The sequence below is a fragment of the Duncaniella muris genome (genome assembly GCF_003024805.1).
GTDB lineage: Bacteria > Bacteroidota > Bacteroidia > Bacteroidales > Muribaculaceae > Duncaniella > Duncaniella muris.
The window spans coordinates 62,587-86,143 of sequence record NZ_PUEC01000013.1; the positions used below are offsets into that span (position 1 = coordinate 62,587).

The window sequence follows — 23,557 nt, forward strand, 5'->3', positions numbered from 1 at the left end:
CCGTTGGCCGCGCCACGGGAGATGACGCAGTTTCCGAGCCTGAATTCAATGATGGCTCTCCGGCACTTGGTTACGAAAGACGCCGGAGAGATATCTTGGTGAAAGAACAGACGTCATCGTTTTAACCGAATCATTAACAAAATTTAGATTTATCATGGCTAAAGAAATTGCTGGACAGATCAAATTGCAAATCAAAGGAGGAGCCGCAAATCCTTCACCTCCAGTTGGTCCTGCTCTTGGTTCCAAGGGTATCAACATCATGGAGTTTTGCAAGCAGTTTAATGCCCGCACCCAGGACAAGGCCGGTAAGGTACTTCCTGTAGTAATCACCTATTACTCCGACAAGAGCTTCGACTTCGTTGTCAAGACTCCTCCGGTAGCTATCCAGCTCCTTGAGGCTACAAAGCTCAAAAGCGGTTCCGCTCAGCCTAACCGTAAGAAAGTCGCAGAAATCACCTGGGAACAGGTTAAGGCGATTGCCGAGGACAAAATGCCCGATTTGAACTGTTTCAACGTAGCTTCGGCAATGCGTATGGTTGCCGGAACAGCCAGAAGCATGGGTATCACCGTGAAAGGAACATTCCCCGAAAACCTCTAAACTTCAATTGACATGAGTAAACTGACGAAAAATCAAAAGATTGCCCAGGAAAAGGTTGAAGCCGGAAAGGTTTACACACTTGCTGAAGCAGTGAGCCTCGTGAAAGAAATCACTTTCACCAAATTTGACGCTTCTCTTGACGTGGATGTTCGCCTTGGTGTCGATCCCCGTAAGGCTAACCAGATGGTACGTGGCGTTGTGACACTTCCCCACGGAACCGGAAAGCAGGTGCGCGTTCTCGTGCTCTGCAACTCAGACGCTGAAGCTGCCGCCAAGGCTGCCGGCGCAGACTATGTAGGTCTTGACGAATACATTGATAAAATCAAAGGTGGCTGGACCGATGTCGACGTGATCATCACTCAGCCCGCTATCATGGGTAAGATCGGTGCCCTCGGCCGTGTTCTCGGTCCCCGTGGCCTCATGCCGAACCCCAAGAGCGGTACTGTGACCAACGATGTCGCTAAGGCTGTTGAAGAAGTGAAGAAGGGTAAGATCGACTTCAAGGTTGACAAGAACGGTATCGTTCACTCGTCAGTCGGCAAAGTCTCTTTCGAAGCTGCCGCCGCTGCTGACAACGTGCGTGAATTCATCAACACCTTGATCAAACTCAAGCCTGCTGCTGCAAAGGGTACCTACATCAAGAGCATTTATCTTTCGAGCACAATGAGTCCGGGTATCAAGATTGACCCCAAGTCGATCGACGAATAACTTCTTAAGCTGACTGTACAAAATGAAAAAGGAAGATAAAATCATTGCTATTGAGAACATAGCTAAAACTATCCAGGAGTATAGCTGCTTCTACCTCACTGAAACCGCCGGCCTCGACGCCGAAAAGACCACAGCCCTACGCCGCGAATGCAACAAGGCCGACGTGAAGCTCATGGTTGTGAAGAACACCCTTCTTCATAAGGCGCTCGAATCACTTGAAGGCGATTACTCTGAACTCTACGGAGCACTCCACGGATCAACTTCGCTGATGCTTGCCAACGTAGGGAACGCTCCCGCAAAGCTGATCAAGGATATCCGCAAGGCCGACAAGGACGCCGTCCTTCCCCGCCTCAAGGCTGCTTACGTTGAAGAGACTATCTACATGGGCGAGGATCAGCTCGACGCTCTCTGCGCAATCAAGAGCAAAAACGAGCTCATCGCCGACGTTGTCGCTCTTCTCCAGTCTCCCGCCAAGAACGTTATCTCTGCCCTTACTTCTGGTGGCAGCAAACTTCACGGCATCCTCGAAACTCTTTCGAAGAAGGAGGCCTAAGCGCCAAGCTCCATTCTCCAAGCCTCTCTGCTCAACCTCAATTCTATTAAATTAAAAAAACAACAAATAAAACTATAAAATCATGGCAGATCTTAATGCTTTTGCAGAACAACTTGTTAACCTCACCGTTAAGGAAGTAAACGAACTTGCTCAGATCCTCAAGGAAACTTATGGCATCGAACCCGCAGCTGCTGCTGTTGCTGTTGCTGCCGGCCCCGCTGCTGGTGCTGCTGCTGAAGAAGAAAAGTCTTCTTTCGACGTAGTTCTCAAATCAGCCGGTGCTTCTAAGCTCGCTGTCGTTAAGCTCGTGAAGGAACTCACCGGTCTTGGCCTCAAGGAAGCCAAGGAAATGGTTGACGGTGCTCCCTCAGTAGTTAAGGAAGGCATGGCTAAGGCTGATGCTGAAGGCCTCAAGAAGCAGCTCGAAGAAGCAGGTGCTGAAGTTGAGCTCAAATAAGCATACTCCTTTTAAGCTATAATGGGTTAAGATTCTCCCGTCAGGGAGTTTCTTAACCTATTTGCGTTACAATAGACGGGTTTAGATAAAAAATCATAATTATTTATATTTAAAAATAAAAATTTGCCCTGCCGAGCATGGCAAATTGCCCTATTTTTAGTCTTTTAGGCTACAAACCCTTCTGATTCTCTTCTTCACATCGAATTTTTGGAGTTAAAAAATCTTAATTCATTATCCTTCTTTTTAGATGTCAGATATCACTTTAGCAAAACCCCGCGTAAATTTCGCGTCGGTTAAAAATCCTCTCCCTTATCCCGACTTTCTGGAGGTGCAGCTGAAGTCGTTCCAGGACTTCCTTCAGCTCGACACTCCCCCGGAAAAAAGAAAAAACGAGGGACTCTTCAAGGTGTTTGCCGAAAACTTCCCCATCGCAGACACCCGCAACAACTTTGTGCTTGAGTTCCTTGACTATTACATCGATCCTCCGCGTTACACAATCGACGAATGTCTTGAACGCGGTCTGACCTACAGCGTTCCCCTCAAGGCCAAGCTCAAACTCTACTGTACTGACCCTGACCACGAGGACTTCGCTACTGTGATTCAGGACGTCTACCTCGGCCCCATCCCCTACATGACTGATAAGGGCACCTTTGTCATCAACGGAGCCGAGCGCGTTGTCGTGTCGCAGCTTCACCGTTCGCCCGGCGTGTTCTTCGGACAGAGCACCCACGCCAACGGAACCAAGCTCTACAGCGCCCGTATCATCCCCTTCCGCGGAAGCTGGATCGAGTTTGCCACTGACATCAACAACGTCATGTATGCCTACATCGACCGCAAGAAGAAACTCCCCGTGACCACTCTTCTGCGTGCCATAGGCCTTGAAAGTGACAAGGACATCATTGAAATCTTCGGACTTGCCGAGGAAATCAAGGTCAACAAGACAAACCTAAAGAAAGCCGTAGGCCGCAAACTCGCCGCTCGTGTGCTCAAGACCTGGGTTGAAGACTTCGTTGACGAAGATACCGGTGAAGTTGTGTCGATCGAGCGTAACGACGTCATCCTCGACCGCGAGACTGTCCTTGAAGAAGAGAACATCCAGGAAATCCTCGATTCGGGCGTGCAGACCGTACTCCTCCACAAGGAAGACGCCAACACCTCCGACTACTCCATCATATTCAACACACTCCAGAAAGATACATCCAACTCCGAGAAAGAAGCTATCCAGTACATCTACCGACAGCTCCGCAACGCCGAGCCGCCGGACGATGCAAGCGCGCGCGAAGTCATCACCAACCTTTTCTTCTCTGAAAAGCGCTATGACCTCGGCGAAGTAGGCCGCTACCGTATCAACAAGAAACTCGGCCTCACAACCTCGATGGATGTCAAGGTGCTCACAAAGGAAGACATCATCGCCATCATCAAATATCTGATCGAGCTCATCAACTCGAAGACCGATGTCGATGATATCGACCACCTGAGCAACCGCCGTGTGCGCACCGTAGGCGAACAGCTTTACAACCAGTTCAACGTAGGCCTCGCCCGCATGTCGCGCACCATCCGCGAACGCATGAATGTGCGTGACAACGAAGTCTTCACCCCGATTGACCTCATCAACGCCAAGACCATTTCGAGCGTCATCAACACATTCTTCGGCACCAACGCCCTCTCGCAGTTCATGGACCAGACCAACCCGCTGGCCGAAATCACCCACAAGCGCCGTATGTCGGCCCTCGGCCCCGGCGGTCTCTCGCGCGAGCGCGCAGGCTTCGAGGTCCGAGACGTACACTATACCCACTACGGACGTCTCTGCCCGATCGAAACCCCTGAAGGCCCGAACATCGGTCTTATCTCCTCGCTCTGTGTCTACGCCAAGATCAACGACCTCGGCTTCATCGAGACCCCCTACCGCGAAGTGAAAGACGGTGTGGTCAACCTCAAGAACGACGAAGTTGTCTATCTCACAGCCGAAATCGAAGAAGGCAAAATCATAGCCCAGGGCAATGCGCCGGTCAACGACAACGGCGGCTTCATCAACGATCGAGTCAAAGCCCGTATGGACGCCGACTTCCCTATCGTCGCTCCTGACCAGGTAGAGCTTATGGACGTATCGCCAACGCAGATCGCCTCGATCGCCGCATCGCTCATCCCCTTCCTTGAACACGACGACGCAAACCGTGCCCTCATGGGATCGAACATGATGCGCCAGGCCGTGCCCCTGCTCCGCAGCGAGTCTCCGATTGTCGGCACCGGCATCGAAGGCCAGCTCATCCGCGACAGCCGCACCCAGATCATGGCCGAACGCGAAGGCACAATCGAATTTGTCGACGCAACCGTCATCCGCATCCGCTATGACCGCACCGAAGACGAAGAATTCGTATCATTCGAAGACAGCGTCAAGGAATACCACCTCCCCAAATTCCGCAAGACCAACCAGAGCACAACCATCGACCTCCGTCCCATCTGCAACAAGGGCCAGCGCGTCAAGAAAGGCGACATCCTCACCGAAGGCTACTCGACCGAAAAAGGCGAACTCGCACTCGGACGCAACCTCAAGGTAGCCTTCATGCCCTGGAAGGGCTACAACTATGAGGACGCTATCGTGCTCAACGAACGAGTGGTGCGCGAAGACATCCTCACCTCTGTCCACGTCGACGAATACACCCTCGAAGTCCGCGAGACCAAGCGCGGTATGGAAGAGCTCACCTCTGACATCCCCAACGTCTCTGAAGACGCCACCAAAGACCTCGACGAGCGCGGCATCATCCGCGTGGGCGCCCACATCGTCCCCGGCGACATCATGATCGGTAAGATCACACCCAAGGGCGAAAGCGATCCCACTCCGGAAGAAAAACTCCTCCGCGCCATTTTCGGCGACAAAGCCGGCGACGTCAAAGACGCATCGCTCAAGGCATCGCCATCGCTCAAAGGCGTGGTCATCGGAACCCACCTCTTCCAGAAAGCCGAAAAGAAGAAAACCAAGAAGAGCGCAAGCGCAGTGCTGCCCAAGCTCGACGAAGAATATGAAGACCGTCTCAACGCCCTCAAGGACCTCCTTGTTGAAAAGCTGATGACCCTTACCAACGGCAAGACATCGCAGGGCGTGAAAGATTTCCTCGGCACAGACATCATCCCCAAGGGAGCCAAATTCTCAGCCGGAACACTCCGTGAGATCGACTACGACACCATCAATCTCTCAAAGTGGACAGCCGACGCTCACAAGAACGACATGATCCGCGCCACAATCGTCAACTACCTGCGCAAATCAAAGGAGATCGACGCCGAACTCCGCCGCAAGAAGTTCGACATCTCCATTGGCGACGAACTTCCCTCAGGCATCATGAAACTTGCCAAGGTCTACATCGCCAAGAAGCGTAAGATCAGCGTCGGTGACAAGATGGCAGGCCGTCACGGCAACAAGGGTATCGTTTCGCGCATCGTGCGTCAGGAAGACATGCCCTTCCTCGCCGACGGTACTCCGGTCGACATCGTCCTCAACCCGCTGGGTGTGCCCTCGCGTATGAACCTCGGCCAGATCTTCGAGACAGTGCTCGGATGGGCAGGCCGCGAACTCGGCGAGAAATTCGCAACCCCCATCTTCGACGGCGCAACCCTCGAAGACCTCAACGAGTGGACCGACAAAGCCGGCATACCACGCTACGGCAAGACCTACCTCTACGACGGCGGTACAGGCGAACGCTTCGACCAGCCCGCAACCGTAGGCGTGATCTACATGCTTAAGCTCGGCCACATGGTTGAAGACAAGATGCACGCACGCTCCATCGGCCCGTACTCACTCATCACCCAGCAGCCTCTCGGCGGTAAAGCCCAGTTCGGTGGTCAGCGTTTCGGTGAGATGGAAGTCTGGGCGCTCGAAGCATTCGGCGCCGCCCACATCCTCCAGGAGATCATCACTGTCAAGTCTGACGACGTCACAGGCCGCTCGAAGACCTACGAGGCCATCGTCAAGGGCGAGGCAATGCCGCCGGCCGGAATTCCCGAATCACTCAACGTGCTTCTCCACGAACTCCGCGGTCTCGGTCTCAGCATCAACCTTGAGCAGTAATGTCAGCCACGGCGACATCCTTAATTTTAACATTGTTCTCATATTATATATATGGCTTTTAGAAAAGACAATAAGCAAAAAAACAGTTTCTCAAAAATCTCCATCGGGCTCGCATCGCCTGAGGAGATTCTTGAGAAGTCGAGCGGCGAGGTGTTAAAACCTGAAACAATCAACTACCGCACCTACAAGCCTGAGCGCGACGGCCTCTTCTGCGAGCGCATTTTCGGTCCCGTCAAGGACTTCGAATGCCATTGCGGCAAGTACAAGCGCATCCGCTACAAAGGCATTGTCTGCGACCGATGTGGTGTTGAAGTGACCGAAAAGAAAGTACGTCGCGAGCGCATGGGCCACATCAAACTTGTGGTTCCCGTGGCCCACATCTGGTATTTCCGCTCACTCCCCAATAAGATCGGCTACCTCCTGGGTCTTCCCTCGAAGAAACTCGATGCAGTCATCTACTACGAACGCTACGTGGTCATAAACCCCGGCGTTGCAGCCGAAGGAGAGAAACCCATACAGCGTCTCGACCTCCTCTCCGAGGAAGAATACTTTGAGATCATCGACCGTCTCCCCCGCGAAAACCAGCTCCTTGACGACACCGACCCCAACAAGTTCGTTGCCAAAATGGGCGCCGAGGCAATCTACGATCTTCTCAAAGACATCAACCTCGACGACCTCTCCTACGCCCTGCGCGACCAGGCCAACTCCGAAGGATCGCAGCAGCGCAAGACCGAAGCCCTCAAGCGCCTCCAGGTGGTTGAATCGTTCCGCGCATCGCGTGAACGCAACCGTCCCGAATGGATGATCCTCCAGGCAGTCCCCGTTATCCCGCCTGAACTCCGTCCGCTCGTGCCTCTGGACGGCGGCCGCTTCGCCACTTCAGACCTCAACGACCTCTATCGTCGCGTCATCATCCGCAACAACCGTCTGAAACGCCTCATAGAGATCAAAGCCCCTGACGTCATCCTCCGCAACGAAAAGCGTATGCTCCAGGAAGCCGTCGACTCACTGCTTGACAACTCACGCAAATCCTCAGCCGTAAAGACCGAAGCCAACCGTCCCCTCAAATCGCTCTCCGACTCGCTCAAGGGCAAGCAGGGCCGCTTCCGTCAGAACCTCCTCGGTAAGCGTGTCGACTACTCGGCCCGTTCGGTTATCGTCGTAGGTCCCGAACTGAAGATGCACGAGTGCGGTATCCCCAAAAACATGGCTGCCGAACTCTACAAGCCCTTCGTCATCCGCAAGCTCATCGAGCGCGGCATCGTCAAGACCGTCAAGTCTGCCAAGAAGATCGTCGACCGCAAGGAACCAGTCGTCTGGGACATCCTTGAATACGTAATGAAGGGCCACCCCGTGCTCCTCAACCGAGCCCCGACCCTCCACCGTCTCGGCATCCAGGCCTTCCAGCCCAAAATGATCGAAGGCAAGGCAATCCAGCTCCACCCCCTCGCATGTACGGCATTCAACGCCGACTTCGACGGTGACCAGATGGCAGTCCACCTTCCTTTGGGCAACGAAGCCATCCTCGAAGCCCAGCTCCTCATGCTCGGATCTCACAACATCCTCAACCCCGCCAACGGCGCACCTATCACCGTGCCCTCGCAGGACATGGTGCTCGGTCTCTACTACATCACCAAGCTCCGCAAAGGCGACAAGGGCGAAGGCCTCAAATTCTACGGCCCCGAAGAAGCTGAAATCGCCTACAACGAAGGCCGCGTGACACTCCACGCACCCGTGTCGGTTGTAGTCGAAGACATCGACGAATTCGGCAACCCCATCAAGCACCTCGTCGAGAATACCTCCGTAGGCCGTGTGCTCGTCAACCGCTACGTGCCCAAAGAAATCGGCTACGTCAATGAGATCCTCTCCAAGAAATCACTGCGTACCATCATCTCGCGCGTAATCAAACACTGCGGTATTCCCCGCTCGGCACAGTTCCTTGACGACATCAAGAACCTCGGTTACTACATGGCATTCAAGGGCGGTCTGTCATTCAATCTCGGCGACGTACTCATCCCTGCCGAAAAAGAAGAATATGTGCGCGAGGGCTACGAACAGGTGCAGGAAGTCCTCAACAACTACTCGATGGGCTTCATAACCAACAACGAACGCTACAACCAGATCATCGACATCTGGACACACGTCAACTCACGTCTGGCCGACACCCTCATGAAACAGATCTCGGCCGACAAGCAGGGCTTCAACCCTGTCTACATGATGCTCGACTCCGGCGCCCGTGGTTCTAAAGACCAGATCCGTCAGCTCTCCGGCATGCGTGGCCTTATGGCCAAGCCCCAGAAGAGCGGTGCCGAAGGAGGCCAGATCATCGAAAACCCGATTCTTGCAAACTTCAAGGAAGGCCTTTCGGTGCTCGAATACTTCATCTCGACCCACGGTGCCCGTAAGGGTCTTGCCGACACCGCGCTCAAGACAGCCGACGCCGGTTATCTTACCCGCCGTCTGGTCGACGTGGCCCATGACGTCATCATCAACGAAGAAGACTGCGGAACCCTCCGCGGACTCGTCTGCACCGAGATCAAGAACAACGACGAAGTCGTCGCTTCACTCGGCGAACGCATCCTCGGACGCGTCTCTGTCCATGACATTATCGACCCCACCAACGGCGAACTCATCGTCGCCGCAGGAGAAGAGATCAACGACCTTGCAGCCGACCGCATCAACGAATCACCCATCGAATCAGTCGAGATCCGCTCGGTGCTCACCTGCGAATCAAAGAAGGGTGTCTGCGCCAAGTGCTACGGCCGCAACCTCGCCACACACCGCATGGTCCAGATGGGCGAAGCTGTCGGCGTGATCGCCGCACAGTCAATCGGCGAGCCCGGTACACAGCTCACCCTCCGTACATTCCACGTCGGTGGTGTCGCTTCGAACATCGCCGCTGTCAACTCGCTCACCTCGCGCTACGAAGGCATCCTTGAAATCGACGAACTCCGCACAGTGCAGACCGAAGAGGTCGATGCCAGCGGACGCAAGGTCGATGTGGTTATCGGCCGACTCGCAGAAATGCGCATCATCGACCCCACCACAAAGATGATGCTCACCAACGCAAACATCCCCTACGGCGCGAAACTCTTCTTCGATAACGGCGCACGTGTCAAGAAAGGCGATGTGATCTGCGAATGGGACCCCTTCAACGCCGTCATTGTCAGCGAAGCAGGTGGTAAGGTACAATACGTCAACCTCACCGAAAACGTCACCTATCGCGTCGACTCCGACGAGCAGACCGGTCTCCGCGAAAAAATCATCATCGAGTCCAAGGAACGCGGCAAAGTGCCTGAAGCCAACATCGTTGACGCAAACGGCCAGATCCTCCGCACCTATGCACTCCCCGTGGGCGCCCACCTCATGGTCGACGAAAACGCCGAACTCAAACCCGGCGAAATCTTCGTCAAGATCCCGCGCGCCGCAGGCTCTGCAGGTGACATCACCGGTGGTCTCCCCCGCGTGACCGAACTCTTCGAAGCCCGTAACCCCTCCAACCCCGCCATCGTATCTGAAATCGACGGCGAAGTCAAATTCGGAAAAGTCAAGCGAGGCAACCGCGAGATTTCCGTCACCTCCAAACTCGGAGAGACCAAAAAATATCTCGTGCCCCTGTCAAAACAGATCCTCGTTCAGGAAAACGACTATGTGCGCGCAGGCACACCGCTCTCAGACGGCGCCACCACACCGGCCGACATCCTCAACATCATGGGTCCGACAGCCGTTCAGGAATACATCGTCAATGAAGTCCAGGACGTCTACCGTATGCAGGGTGTGAAGATCAACGACAAGCACTTCGAAGTCATCGTACGCCAGATGATGCGCAAAGTCAACATCCTCGATCCCGGCGACACCAACTTCCTCGAACAGCAGGTGGTCGACAAGCGCGACTTCATGGACGAAAACGACCGCATCTGGGGCAAAAAAGTTGTCACCGACGCCGGCGACAGCGAAAACGTCAAGCCCGGCCAGATCATCACCGCACGCAAGCTCCGCGACGAAAACTCATCGCTCAAGCGCCGTGACCTCCGTCCAATCCAGGTACGCGATGCACAGCCCGCCACCTCCGAACAGATCCTCCAAGGTATCACCCGTGCCGCCCTGCAGACATCATCGTTCATGTCGGCCGCATCATTCCAGGAAACCACCAAGGTGCTCAACGAAGCCGCTATCAACGGCAAGGTCGACTACCTCGTGGGCATGAAGGAAAACGTCATCTGCGGTCACCTCATCCCCGCAGGTACCGGTCTCCGCTCCTACGAACGCATCGTGGTAGGTGGCAAGGATGACATCGAAGACGCCTTTGATATCCCCGTAGTCACCCGCGACGAAGCCCCCGAAGCAGTCGACGTAGCCCACACCGAACTCTGATCCTGACGGCTCCAAAAAGCCGGTCATCCATAAAAACACCGAACCCCGCCTGCCCGAATCCGGACAAGCGGGGTTCACTGTATCCTCACCCCAGGGCCGATGGATCTGTGTCCACGCACATGGATCTCAGGCATCGCTCGGCCTCCGCTGCCGCCTCGGCACTCGCAGACCCAAGGGTTTCGTAAACATAGGCTCTCCGAGCCATCACCGGTCTGTCCCGTCTTAGAGGGTGTTTCATAACAAGAGTTAAAATCTGAGTGGTGTATCTTTTAGATAAATTGTTGCAAAGGAGGAAGAAGCATAGCGAGCTATGCGACTGACGAGTTTCAACAATTTAGCAAAAGAGACACCAAGGCTCAGGTAACTTAAAAATTTTCACAAATGGAATATACTATTTACAAAAAAAGCAATACAATCGCCTCCGAAAGCTTTGAGTGGCTATGGCTCTTCATTTCAGTCACATAGCTCGCTATGCTCCTTCAATTCAGAGCCATATCCATCTCAAATCTTTCGCTCAGATTTTAACTATTGTTATGAAACACCCTCTTAACAATAGCTTGGCAATAAATGATTGCTTAATCCGCGAAAAATTCGTAAATTTGTGCTTACTTATCATAACCGATACGTGCCATGACCGAGAATGACGAATTAATCCACGATGACATCGAGACTCCGGAATCAGCCGGGGCCACTCCAGCCCCTATCCCTGACTATGATGAAGACGACATCAAGACCCTTGACTGGAAAGAGCACATCCGCCGGCGTCCCGGCATGTATATCGGCAAACTCGGCGACGGATCGAACTTTGACGACGGCATCTACGTGCTGATCAAAGAAGTGCTCGACAACGCCATTGACGAATACATGATGGGCTTCGGAAAGCAGATCATAGTCGATGTAGCTGACGGAACCGTCACCGTGCGCGACTACGGACGCGGTGTGCCCCTCGGAAAACTGGTCGACGTATCATCCAAGATGAACACCGGCGGCAAATATGACTCCAAGGCCTTCAAGAAATCCGTAGGCCTCAACGGCGTCGGCATCAAGGCCGTCAACGCCCTCTCCACCGAATTCTTCATCTGCAGCGTGCGCGACGGCCAGATGAAAAGCGTGCTCTACCGCTGCGGCGACAAGGTGGAGGAGAGCGACATCGAGCCTACCACCGAAGCCAACGGCACACTCGTGCGCTTTACTCCTGACGCAAGCATATTCCGCGACTATGCCTACCGCGATGAGTTCATAGTGCCGCTGATCAAGAACTACACATACCTCAACACCGGCCTTGCCATGATGTTCAACGGCAAGCGCTACATCTCGCGTCACGGTCTGCTCGACCTCCTGCGCGACGCAATGACCACCGATCCGCTCTACGCGCCCATCCATCTCAAGGGCGACGACATCGAAGTGGCCATAACCCACGCCAACCAGCGCGGCGAGGAATACTACTCGTTTGTCAACGGCCAGCACACCACTCACGGCGGAACCCATCTCGCAGCCTTCAAGGAATCGGTGTCACGCACACTCAAAGAATACTTCAAGCGCGACTTCGACTACTCCGACATACGCAACGGCATGATAGCCGCCATCTCCATCAAAGTAGAGGAACCGCTGTTCGAATCGCAGACAAAGACCAAACTCGGCAGCCGCGACATGGGCCCCGACGGGCCTACCGTGGCAAAATTCATCGGCGACTTCATCAAGACCGAACTTGACAACTATCTCCACCGCAACACCGACGTTGCCGACATAATCCTGAAAAAAGTCCAGGAGAGCGAACGCGCCCGCAAGGCTATGGCCGGCATAACCAAACTGGCCCGCGAAAAGCAGAAGAAAGCTAATCTCAACAACAAGAAGCTGCTCGACTGCCGGGTGCATCTCAACGACAGCCGCGGAAACGAGGAAAAGAAACTCGCATCATCCATCTTCATCACCGAGGGTGACTCGGCCGCCGGGTCAATCACCAAGATCCGCAACGTCGAGACCCAGGCCGTGTTCTCGCTGCGCGGAAAACCCAAGAACTCCTACGGCGTTCCCGCAAAGATCCTCTATGAGAACGACGAGTTCAACCTCCTCCAGGCCGCACTCAACATCGAAGAGGGCATTGACGGTCTGCGCTACAACAATGTGATCATCGCGACCGATGCCGACGTCGACGGCATGCACATACGCCTGCTGCTGATGACCTTCTTCCTCCAGTTCTTCCCTGACATGATCAAGAAAGGCCATCTCTACGTGCTCCAGACCCCTCTCTTCCGTGTGCGCAACCACAAGACCACCAAGCGCGGCGCCCGCGGAGGCTCAGCCGCCGGCGACGACACCTACTACTGCTACACCGACGAGGAGCGCATAGCCGCCATCGAGAAACTCGGCGACAATGCCGAGATCACCCGATTCAAAGGTCTCGGCGAAATCTCGCCGGAGGAATTCCGCGGCTTCATCGGGCCCGACATCCGTCTTGACCGCGTCAGCCTCCGCAAGGAAGATGCCGTGGCCGAGCTGCTGGAATTCTACATGGGCAAAAACACTATGGAACGACAGAACTTTATCATTGACAATCTTGTTGTTGAGGATGACTCCCAGATCGGATAGCACCTCAGACCGTCGGTCAATGTAACCAACTCAGAAGATGAATACAATCCTGTTTCCCGGTTCGTTCAACCCGTTCACCGTAGGCCACCGGTCGCTCGTCGAGCGCGTGTTGCCGCTTTTCGACCGCGTAGTGATAGCCATCGGAGTCAATTCACAGAAAGCCTGCGAGGCCCGGACTCATGAGCGTCTCGATGCCATCCGCGCCCTTTATGCCGCAGAGCCTAAAGTCTCCGTCATAGCCTACAGCGGTCTCACCGTCGATGCCTGCGAGGCCGAGGGAGCACGCTGGATGCTGCGCGGAGTCCGCTCGGTTGCCGATTTCGAATATGAGCGCAACCTCGCCGACATCAACCGGCGCATCTCAGGCATAGAGACCTTGCTGCTGTTCACACTTCCGGAATACGCGGCCGTATCCTCCTCGGTGGTCCGCGAACTGCAGGCCTATGGCCGTGACGTCAGCGAATTCCTGCCCGAAGGGCCCGGAAAGCCATGACCGGACCAGCACACACGCGCGCGATATCTCAATACAGAACAAACATCACATATATACTGATTTTACCGACTGATGAAAAAACTGTTTTTTTCCTCCATACTCCTCCTTGCCGTCTGCCTGACCTCAGTAGGGCAGATTGAGTTTACCCCTGAGCGCAAGTTGCGCTATGCCGAGCAGATCATCGAGTCATACTATGTAGACCGCATCGACACCGCCAAGGTGGTCACAGAAGCGATCGTGGCCATGCTCAAGACCCTTGACCCGCACTCCACCTACTCCTCGCCCGAAGAGACCCGCGAGCTGACCGAACCGCTTGACGGCAACTTCTCCGGAATCGGAATCCGCTTCCAGATGAACAACGATACTCTCTATGTCATCGAGTCAGTGGCCGGCGGACCCTCGGAAAAGGTAGGCATACTTCCCGGCGACCGCATCATCTCATGCAACGACACCGTTATTTCGGGAGTCAAGATGAAGAACAACGGCATCATGAAAGTGCTCCGCGGACCCAAGGGCACAATAGCCGCCCTCAAGGTGCTCCGCAAGGGCAACCCGCAGCTGCTTGAATTCCGTGTGGAGCGTGACAACATACCCATCTACAGCGTCGAGGCCACCTATATGATCAACGACTCCGTGGGCTACATCAGCGTCAGCCGTTTCGCTGAAGCCACAGCCGAAGAAGTGGCCGAAGCTATGGGCAAGCTCAAGAAAAAAGGCATGCGCCATCTGATACTCGATCTCACTGACAACGGCGGCGGCTACATGCGTCCGGCCACTGATATCTCAGACATGTTTCTCCGCAGAGGCGATCTGGTGGTCTACACCGAGTCACCCAAAAACGGCACAGCCGAATATATCACCCAGAAAAACGGCTCCTTCCTTGCCGGGCGCGTGGTAGTGATGGTCAACCAGTATTCCGCCTCGGCCAGCGAGATCCTTTCAGGAGCGCTCCAGGACAATGACAGAGCCGTGATAGTGGGCCGCCGCACCTTCGGCAAAGGCCTCGTGCAGCGTCCCTTCCCCTTCCCTGACGGCTCGATGATGCGACTGACCGTATCGCGCTACCACACCCCATCAGGCCGCTGCATTCAGAAACCCTACGTTGACGGCGATGACGAAAGCTATCAGCTCGACATGATCAACCGCTATAACTCCGGAGAGTTCACCAATGCTGACAGCATCCATCATTTCGCCGATTCGCTGCTCTTCCATACCCGCCGGCTCAAACGCCCCGTCTATGGTGGAGGAGGCATCATGCCTGACCGCTTTGTGCCTATTGACACCACCATGTATTCCACCTACTACCGTGACCTTATAGCCAAAGGAGCGGTCAATAATTTTACTGTCGATTATGTAGATGCCAACCGCTCTAAAATCAAGAGCGCCTATCCGACAGAAGAGAGCTATATTGCCGGATTCACCGTCACTCCTGAAATCATGCAGGGCCTCATAGACCGCGGTACGGCTGACGGTGTGACCTATGACGAAGCGCAGTTCCGCCGTTCCGAACCGATGCTCCGCGCCATAGTCAAAGGCCTCGTAGGCCGTGACCTCTATGACCAGTCAGTCTACTCACGTGTGGTCAGTCCGCTCGACCCCACGTTTGCCGCCGCGGTAGAGATCATCAACAGTCCCGCTCTCTACAACTCCTATCTGACCCCGAAAGAGTGAGCGGGGCCTGACATACGTAAATGATAAAAACAGCGAACGCTGTGCCTTTTAGACGGGCACAGCGTTCGCTGCTATAGAGCGGAGCCTCTGACAGCCCCCGTGGAGGTTTATGGATTGGGATCAGGCCTTGGAGTAGAGCGAGAACTCGCAGCCGTATTCATCCACAAGCTTATTGTCAAGATCGTCGGCTTTCTCGGCAAGACCTACAATGTTGTTGAGAATGCGTTCACGCGACTCTTCGGTGAGGTCGGCGAGGTGGATGCGGTAGCACAGATAGATCTGGCGTCCGTCAACTCCCATCTTGTAGGGATAGAAGTCAGTGTCGAGCATGAAGTCGAGCACTTTCTCTACATTCTTCTTTGGCAGAAGATTGATCGGCGACACGGCAAAGAGATAGTTGCGGTCATAGACAAAAAGCCGGATTTCGGAACTGCCTCGGTGGAACACCCACACGTTGTGGCCGCTGCGGGCAAGCACCGGATTGATGCCCATGCGGGCAATGGCGCTTTCGCAGAACTCTCCAAGGGGCGACATTTCGTGGGTGGCAAACACCCTTTCGTCAAGATGTGCGCCGCATGAGGGGCAGTATTCTTCGTCACCGCTGATCAGTTCATCGCAGCTGTCGCACTGCACGTGAAACTCGCTGCGGTCAAGATCCTCGATGGCGTCAAGCAGCTGAGCCAAGGCCTCGATGCGTACGCCGAAACCCATGTTGTCAGCCGATGAAGTCGCGAATTTGCTGACGGTCACACCGATCACTTCGCCCTTGTCATTGACAATCGGGCCTCCTGAGTTGCCGGGATTGACCGGGGCATCGACCTGGATGTAATATTTTCCGTCCATCAGCTGGCGGGGTGAAGAGAGAGAGCCTTCGGTGATGGTGAAAGGCATGCCGAAAGGATAGCCTGCAACGTGGACTTTCGATCCGATGGCCGGATCATTGTCTCCTGCGAGAGGGAAATCGGGAAGATGGCTGAAATCGGCGTCGACGGCCAGCAGAGCAAGGTCGAGTTCGGGATTGACGGCCACTACTCGCGCTTCGTATGGGTTGCGGTCATTGTCATGGATGGCCACTGTGCGGTAGCCGGCCACTACATGGTAGTTGGTGACGAAAATGTCGTGCTTCCGGAGGTAGAAGCAGCTGCCTGACCCATCGGCATGGGTCACTTTATATATCAGTTTGTTTATTTCAGGATTCATAAGGCGTAGAGAATGATTGGTTAAGAGGTCGTTTAAGAACAAGCTCTAAAAAATTGGTTGAAGCATGGCGTTTCAGCCTACATTTCATGAGCCGAGAGAGCTGAGCATACGCATCTGGAGCTCGGTGGCGAGACGCATGTATTCGGTCATGTTGCCGGCTTTCAGAGCTTCATCCATCTGACGCTGGATCGCCACGATTTCTTCGCCGCTCATGGCTTCGGCCAGTTTCTGATGTGCGGCCATGATGTTGGCGTGAGCCTCGGAGAGATCTTCTTCTTCATCTTCTTCATCGTCGTCATCGTCGTCATCTTCTTCGTCCTCGTCATCATAATCGTCATCTTCGTCCTCGTCATCATCGTCGTCATCATCCGGTTCGATGTCGCCGTCCATGATCTTGTCAAGGGCTTTGAGCAGGATTTCAGCCGCCTCCTTAAGCGGCAGGCCTGCGCTCTCGCGCAGGGCGGTGATGATGAGATATTCGAGCAGCAGAGAGATATTGCTTTCGGCGAGCAGCTGATAGAATGAGAAGTAGATGCGCACGGCCACCTGGTCATAGTCTCTCTTCTGCATGGCTTCAGTGACACCTTCGTGGAGACTCTCGAAATCATCCTGCACACTCTGGAGTGGTGCGTTAGGCTTTATTGACACCATCATCTCGACCGTGTAGAGGTCTTCGGCCAGTTTTTCCTTGGGCATCGACAAGAGTTTCTTGAGAAACGATGTGCCGCGGGAGACAAGTTCTTCGATCGGCCGCTCGTCATTCATTGACTCGATGGCCTTTTCGATTTCGTTGATCAGCTGACCCTGCGGGTTGGCAATGAATGTGAACTGGTGGATGGCACCGCTTAAGATTGTCCAGGCATAGACGTAGCGCCGCTGCGAACTGTAGTCGGCGGCTGCATTGAGAGCAAGCTGTCCGATGGTATGGAGCGCGTCATAGACAGTGTCGACTTCATCCGGAGTGAAAGGTGTCACTTTGGGAGTGTAGCAGCGCTCGGCATTGAAGCGGGTGCAGAGTTCATCGTCATATTTGTCGCCGATGAGGCAGATGTTGTGGATGATGGCGTGGATCTTGTGGGGATGAGTGTCAGTCAGCGGGCAAGAGTATTCCATCTTCAGATAGTCGCCGCTCTTGACGAAACGGGCGAGCATGAGATTGTTGATGTTCATTTCCGCGATCTGGCGCAGCATGGCCACGCGCCCCTTTTCGGGCAGACGCAGGAAATCGGCCGAGATATGGAGTGTTTCTGGCGTTATGTTGATGCGGACCACTATCGAGCCGTGGGGAATTCTGAACGAAGTGCCTTCCGGATTGCCGTAGCGTTCGCGGAAATCGCAGTCGAGAGCATCGATCAGCAGTTGCAGTGACTTGAGGTAGTCGTGGTTTTCAAAAGCCTCGACAGCCTCGTCCATTGTCTCTCCGTCTGTGTAGACCTGTTGTGAGTCAGTGGCAGGCGGAATGTATGGGAATGACTGTTTCATGTTGCAAGTGTTTTCTGATATAGAGAATGTAGTTGTGATTCTGAAAGGGGAGTGTGGTCTGTTCTCCGTTATCTTGCCAGATGGGCCGGGCGGAGAATGAAGGGCAGGGGAGAGCGGAGCACTATCGACTTGTCGGTCTTCACCTTTTCAAGAGCCGTGGCGGCTTCCTGAGGGGTCTGGCAGGTGGCCGTGCAGACGTAGTAGAGCGGTTCGCGGGTGTGGATTATGAATGCGTCGGGATAGCCGTTGGCTTGCAGGCGCGCACGCATTTCGCGGGCGTTGAACTTTTGTTTGAACTGCCCGACAACCACGTTGTAGCGCTTGAGCATCTCGCGTGAGGCACCTCCGTTTTCCGTATAGCCTACATATTCTGTGCGCATGGGCAGAGTGTCTGATCCGGCTATCAGATCAGAGGTCTGCGCGCTGTTGCGTATGCGGGCATAGATTGTCGAATCCACCCCTGAAGCCTCACGGTTTTTGGCAACCGCCGTCTCATAGGCCTGACGGTAGTTGCTTTCACTGGTCTTGCAGCTGACGGTCAGAAGAGTGGCTGTCAGTGCAGCGGCAACGGGCAGAAGCCGCATGAAATTGAAGCGTCGATACATAATGGCAGTGAGTGTGTTGTACGGATGAGCTTATATATTATATATGTATAAGGTGGATTCGGAACCGATTGTTCAGACCACGTGGTAGCCTGCGGTGGAGAGGGCTTTGCGCAGGATCTCGATGTGTTCGTTGTTGCGGGTCTCGACTTCGACGCGGATCAGACAGCCGTTGATGGATGTCATGTGAGAGTTGCGTTCGTGGGTGACGGAGATGATGTTGGCTCCGTTTTCGCCGAGCACACGGCAGACTCCTGAAAGCTGTCCGGGCTGGTCGGTGAGGTCGAGAGTCAGGGTGCAGTTGCGTCCGCTCTTGACAAGGCCGCGGGTGATGACGCGGTTGAGGATGGTCACGTCGATATTGCCGCCGGAAACCACGCAGACGGTCTTCTTGCCTTGAATGGGGACTTTGTTGAACATGGCTGCGGCCACCGATACGGCTCCTGCTCCTTCCGAAACGAGCTTCTGCTGCTCGATCAGGGCAAGGATGGCGGCTGCGATCTCGTCTTCGCTGACGGTCACGATCTCGTCGACATATTTGCTGCAGAAGTCAAAGGTGTTGACTCCGGGTTCCTTGACGGCGATACCGTCGGCTATGGTCGCCACCTTGTCAAGACGCTCGCGTTCGCCGGCCTTGACCGAGCGGTACATCGAGGGAGCGCCTTCGGCCTGGACTCCGTAGACTTTCACGTCGGGTTTGAGCTGCTTGAGCGCGAAAGCTATGCCGGCTATCAGACCGCCGCCGCCGATGGGCACGATGACGGCTTCCACGTCAGGCATCTCTTCAAGAATTTCGAGGCCGATGGTGCCTTGTCCTGCTATGACCTTGAGGTCGTCGAAGGGATGTATGAGTGTGTAGTTGTGTTCTTTCTGAAGTTCGAGCGCTTTCTGATAGGCGTCGTCATAAACTCCGGGCACAAGGCAGACTTCGGCGCCGAGACGCTTTGTGGCTTCGATCTTTGAGATCGGCGCTCCGGCGGGGAGGCAGATGATTGACTTGATGCCGTTGCGGGTGGCCGCGAGTGCCACTCCCTGCGCATGGTTGCCGGCCGAGCAGGCTATCACGCCGTGGGCTTTTTCCTCAGGGGTCAGCTGGGAGATCTTGTAGTAGGCTCCGCGGAGTTTGAAGGCTCCGGTGTGCTGGAGGTTTTCAGGCTTGAGGTAGACTTCTGCCTCAGGATTGATATTCGGCACCCCGATCAGGCGCGGATGACGTGCTACGTCGCGCAACACCTGGGCCGCGCGGTAGATTTCGGAAATTTCAAGTGTTTCAGCCATGATGAATGTTTTTAAACTATATAAGCACAAATTTATGAAATCCCGAACTATCTTCCAAAATAAAATTTCTGTGCGGGTCTGTCCATGAAAAAATCCCTCCGTCATGGCCTGTGGGGTGCATGGCGGAGGGACGAGAGATTTTACGGAAGCTTAAAATTGTTTTCTTTGGCAGCCGCTTGAGGAGGTGTGAAGGCCGGGGCTATTTGCCCGGTTCTTCCTGGATGCGGAGTTTGTCTTCGAGTATTTCAAGCTGCTGAAGACCTGATGCGCGCCACTGTGGCTCTCCGTTTTTGAAGATGATGAGTGTAGGCACACTTCTGATCTGGTATTTGGCTGCGAGGTCGGGATTGCGGTCAACGTCGATCTTTACGATATTGGCGGCGTCGCCTACCTTGTTTTTAAGCTGTTCGAGGATGGGACCCTGCATTTTGCACGGGCCGCACCATGTGGCGAAGAAGTCGACGAGTGTTGGCTTGCTGCTGCCGATTATTTCATTGAAATCGTTCATAGTTAAGGCGTATTATAAAAGGTGTTGAGTGAAAAATTCAGTTCGATGCCTTTATAACGCGCCCGGTCGTGAGTTGGTTTGCTTGCAGGTGGCGGGGGAGTTCCCAATAAAAGTTAACAAATATTGGGCGGCACCGCGCTTACGGCATTGGCTGAAGGCAGGCTGCCACTTCCTTGAATGCGAAGCTGCGGGTCTGCCCGGCGTCACCGTCAGCTTCAGGCCGCAGGGCGAGGGTGATTATGCCGTCAGGAGCCACCGAGGCTATCCGCGCCATGATCTGCTCGCCGCGCAGGCAGTCGGTGTAGGGCCAGTAGCCCTCACGGCGCCAGAGCAGGCTGAAATAGCGCTTCTGCAGGTCATCGGAGGCTGATGAGATGCGTGTCGTCTCGCCGATGATCCGGGTGATGATCTCCTCGGTCAGTGGGCGCAGCGGATAGGTGAGGCCTGTCAGCATGGAGAGCGACACGGGGTTCGGGGCGTCGGAGCGGAATTCGGTCTGGTTGACGTTGATCCCCATGCCTACTATGCAGTGGTTGATGCCGTTGGCTGTGATCGAGTTTTCAATGAGGATGCCACAGATCTTTCTGTCGGCCACATAGATGTCATTGGGCCATTTGATTCTGACTTCCATGTCGGGCAGATGGCGCGCGAGCACGTCGGCTATGGCTACCGAGACGGCCTGAGAGACCAGAAACTGGCGCGCGGGGTGAAGACCGGCGGGTCTGAGCAGCAGCGACATGGTGATGTTCTTTCCCGGCTCGGCTTCCCAGCTGTTGCCGCGCTGGCCGCGCCCGGCAGTCTGGCGGTGGCAGACCACCGTCAGTCCGTCGGGGCTTTCGCGGGCTATGGCTGCGAGATAACTGTTGGTCGAGGCTGTCTCTTCAAGCTCTATTATCTCCATGATGAGGCTTTGGGTTCTGTGTCAGGCTTCGGCGGGATTGTCGATGGTCAGGCAGCGGCCTCCGTCAGGGAGAACGTCGATTTTGACTCTGACGGTGTCGTCGGGCAGTATGTCGTCGATGCGGTCGGGCCATTCGATGAGGCAGAGTGCGCCTGAGTCGAGATAGTCTTCCACGCCGATGTCGAAAGCCTGTTCGAGCGACTCGATGCGGTAGAGGTCGAAGTGGTAGATCAGCTCGGCTGTTGTGTCGGAGCGATATTCGTTGATGATCGAGAATGTAGGCGATCCTGTCGGGTCTTCCTCCACACCGAGCGCGCGGCAGAGGGCGTTGATGAAAGTTGTTTTTCCGGCGCCCATCTCACCCTCGAAGGTGTAGACCGTGGCGTCGTCCATAAGGCTTAGAAACTCCTGAGCGGCCTGCGGGAGGGCTTCAACGGAGGGAATCATTATCTTTTTCATGCGGTAAGTGACTTTTATTGTAAGTGACTTTTGTTTGATTCTATTTGGCTGTCAGAGTGATGATCGGGATGAGCATTTCTTCGGGCGAGATGCCGCCGTGCTGGAAGGTCCCGTCATAGTACTGCACATAGTAGTTGTAGTTGTTGGGATAGGCGAAGAAGTCGCGTCCGGTGGCGAAGATGTAGGTCGACGAGACGTTTGGCGCGGGCAGCCCCAGACGGCCCGGTTGCTTGACCTCATAGACCTGGCGGGCGTTGTAGGCGAGGTTTTTGCCTATCTTGTAGCGGAGGTTGGTGTTGGTGTTCTTGTCGCCGACAACCTTGACGGGGTTGTCCACGCGCACGGTGCCGTGGTCGGTGGTGAGGACTATCTTGTAGCCCTTGGCGGCTATGCGTCGGAATATCTCGATGGCCGGCGAGTGGCGGAACCATGATTCGGAGAGCGACCGGTAGGCGGCGTTGTTGGCGGCAAGCTCGCGGATCATGCGCGACTCGGTGCGGGCGTGGGAGAGCATGTCGATGAAGTTGAACACTATGACGTTCAGATCGTTGTCAAGCAGATTGGAGAACTCGCGGAGGAGTTTCTCGCCTGCGGCCGAGTCGTTGATCTTGGTGTAGGAGAATCTGCACTGGCGGCGATAGCGTTCGAACTGGGTGGCTATCATGGGCGATTCGTTGAGGTTTTTTCCTTCCGGGGAGTCTTCGTCGACCCACAGGTCGGGAAACATCCGCTCGATGTCGACCGGCATCAGCCCGGAGAAAATGGCGTTGCGGGCATACTGTGTGGCGGTCGGGAGTATGGAGCAGTAGAGTTCCTCGCTGAAGTTGAAGGTGTCGGCAAGCAGGGGCTTGACTGCGGCCCACTGGTCGAGGCGGAAGTTGTCGATCAGTATGAAAAACACCTTTTCGCCGGCGTCGAGCAGGGGGAACACCCGGTTTTTGAAGATGTCGGGCGACATCATGGGGCGGCCGGGCGTGTTCTTGTCGGCGATCCATGAGGCGTAGTTGTTTTTGATGAATTTGGCGAAGGCTGTGCCTGCGTCTTTCCGCTGCATGTCAAGCAGTTCGTCCATCTGTGTGTCGGCGGCCGAGAGCTGCATCTCCCAGTGGACCAGAAGGCGGTAGAGGTTCATCCAGTCGGTGATCGATGATGCCGAGTCGATCATCGACGAGATCCGCGAGAATTCCTGGCGGTAGTCGCTGCCGGTCTGGGTGGAGACGAGGCGGTCTGAGTGGAGGTTTTTCTTGATCGAGAGCAGTATCTGGTTGGGGTTGACCGGCTTGATGAGGTAGTCGGCTATCTTGTTGCCTACGGCCTGGTCCATGATGTTTTCTTCCTCGCTTTTGGTGATCATTATCACCGGTATGTGGGGCGAGGTGAGTTTTATGCGCTGGAGGGTTTCGAGTCCGGTCAGGCCGGGCATGTTCTCGTCAAGGATGATGAGGTCGAAGTTCTGTTGTCCGGCAAGCTCAAGGGCGTCGGCGCCGCTGCATGCGGTGACCACGTCATAGCCTTTGCCTTTGAGGAACATTATGTGGGGTTTGAGGAGGTCGATCTCGTCGTCGGCCCAGAGTATGGTTGATGGCATTCTGCTGTCGGTTGGGGTTGGTTATGGGGTTTT

The 23,557-nt window shown here is 54.9% G+C and carries 17 protein-coding genes; 9 read left to right on the forward strand and 8 right to left on the reverse strand.

Features of this window, described 5'->3' with window-relative positions:
* Positions 1-154 precede the first annotated feature (154 nt).
* From rplK to C5O23_RS06970, 9 genes are all read left to right on the forward strand, one after another.
* Positions 155-598: a 50S ribosomal protein L11 gene (rplK, locus tag C5O23_RS06930; protein ID WP_107032219.1), complete on the forward strand. Its 444-nt coding sequence runs from the start codon at positions 155-157 to the stop codon at positions 596-598.
* Between the two features lie 12 nt (positions 599-610).
* Positions 611-1,306, forward strand: a complete 696-nt coding sequence (gene rplA, locus C5O23_RS06935; RefSeq protein ID WP_107032220.1) for a 50S ribosomal protein L1 — start codon at positions 611-613, stop codon at positions 1,304-1,306.
* Between the two features lie 22 nt (positions 1,307-1,328).
* Complete coding sequence (gene rplJ / locus C5O23_RS06940; RefSeq protein WP_107032221.1) at positions 1,329-1,859, forward strand: 50S ribosomal protein L10; 531 nt, start codon at positions 1,329-1,331, stop codon at positions 1,857-1,859.
* Between the two features lie 82 nt (positions 1,860-1,941).
* A complete protein-coding gene (gene rplL / locus C5O23_RS06945) occupies positions 1,942-2,316 on the forward strand; it encodes a 50S ribosomal protein L7/L12 (RefSeq protein ID WP_107032222.1) in 375 nt (124 codons plus the stop codon).
* Positions 2,317-2,563: 247 nt separating this feature from the next.
* Entirely contained in the window at positions 2,564-6,379 is a 3,816-nt protein-coding gene (rpoB, locus tag C5O23_RS06950; protein ID WP_107032223.1) for a DNA-directed RNA polymerase subunit beta, read from the forward strand.
* A 51-nt stretch (positions 6,380-6,430) separates the two neighbouring features.
* Complete coding sequence (gene rpoC / locus C5O23_RS06955) at positions 6,431-10,753, forward strand: DNA-directed RNA polymerase subunit beta' (RefSeq protein WP_107032224.1); 4,323 nt, start codon at positions 6,431-6,433, stop codon at positions 10,751-10,753.
* 630 nt (positions 10,754-11,383) lie between these two features.
* Positions 11,384-13,342 carry a DNA topoisomerase IV subunit B gene (locus C5O23_RS06960; protein WP_107032225.1) on the forward strand — a complete coding sequence of 653 codons (1,959 nt, stop codon included), beginning with the start codon at positions 11,384-11,386 and terminating at the stop codon, positions 13,340-13,342.
* 37 nt (positions 13,343-13,379) lie between these two features.
* The gene (gene coaD / locus C5O23_RS06965; RefSeq protein ID WP_107032226.1) at positions 13,380-13,835 is read left to right on the forward strand and encodes a pantetheine-phosphate adenylyltransferase; all 456 of its coding nucleotides are present in this window, start codon (positions 13,380-13,382) and stop codon (positions 13,833-13,835) included.
* A gap of 72 nt (positions 13,836-13,907) precedes the next feature.
* A complete protein-coding gene (locus C5O23_RS06970; protein ID WP_107032227.1) occupies positions 13,908-15,506 on the forward strand; it encodes a S41 family peptidase in 1,599 nt (532 codons plus the stop codon).
* Between the two features lie 120 nt (positions 15,507-15,626).
* Here C5O23_RS06970 and C5O23_RS06975 read toward each other — a convergent pair whose 3' ends face one another.
* The 8 genes from C5O23_RS06975 to porX form a co-directional block, all read right to left on the reverse strand.
* A complete protein-coding gene (locus C5O23_RS06975) occupies positions 15,627-16,706 on the reverse strand; it encodes a serine protease (protein ID WP_107032228.1) in 1,080 nt (359 codons plus the stop codon).
* 84 nt (positions 16,707-16,790) lie between these two features.
* On the reverse strand, positions 16,791-18,188 hold the full coding sequence (locus C5O23_RS14400; RefSeq protein ID WP_107032229.1) for a type III secretion system chaperone family protein: 1,398 nt from the start codon (positions 18,186-18,188) through the stop codon (positions 16,791-16,793).
* 68 nt (positions 18,189-18,256) lie between these two features.
* On the reverse strand, positions 18,257-18,793 hold the full coding sequence (locus C5O23_RS06985; protein WP_107032230.1) for an SPOR domain-containing protein: 537 nt from the start codon (positions 18,791-18,793) through the stop codon (positions 18,257-18,259).
* 72 nt (positions 18,794-18,865) lie between these two features.
* A complete protein-coding gene (gene ilvA, locus C5O23_RS06990; protein ID WP_107032231.1) occupies positions 18,866-20,068 on the reverse strand; it encodes a threonine ammonia-lyase in 1,203 nt (400 codons plus the stop codon).
* Between the two features lie 199 nt (positions 20,069-20,267).
* Positions 20,268-20,576: a thioredoxin gene (gene trxA / locus C5O23_RS06995; RefSeq protein ID WP_107032232.1), complete on the reverse strand. Its 309-nt coding sequence runs from the start codon at positions 20,574-20,576 to the stop codon at positions 20,268-20,270.
* Positions 20,577-20,715: 139 nt separating this feature from the next.
* Entirely contained in the window at positions 20,716-21,477 is a 762-nt protein-coding gene (locus tag C5O23_RS07000; protein ID WP_107032233.1) for a biotin--[acetyl-CoA-carboxylase] ligase, read from the reverse strand.
* A gap of 21 nt (positions 21,478-21,498) precedes the next feature.
* Positions 21,499-21,936 carry a tRNA (adenosine(37)-N6)-threonylcarbamoyltransferase complex ATPase subunit type 1 TsaE gene (tsaE, locus tag C5O23_RS07005; RefSeq protein WP_107032234.1) on the reverse strand — a complete coding sequence of 146 codons (438 nt, stop codon included), beginning with the start codon at positions 21,934-21,936 and terminating at the stop codon, positions 21,499-21,501.
* Positions 21,937-21,976: 40 nt separating this feature from the next.
* A complete protein-coding gene (gene porX / locus C5O23_RS07010; protein ID WP_107032235.1) occupies positions 21,977-23,524 on the reverse strand; it encodes a T9SS response regulator signal transducer PorX in 1,548 nt (515 codons plus the stop codon).
* Positions 23,525-23,557: the final 33 nt, after the last annotated feature.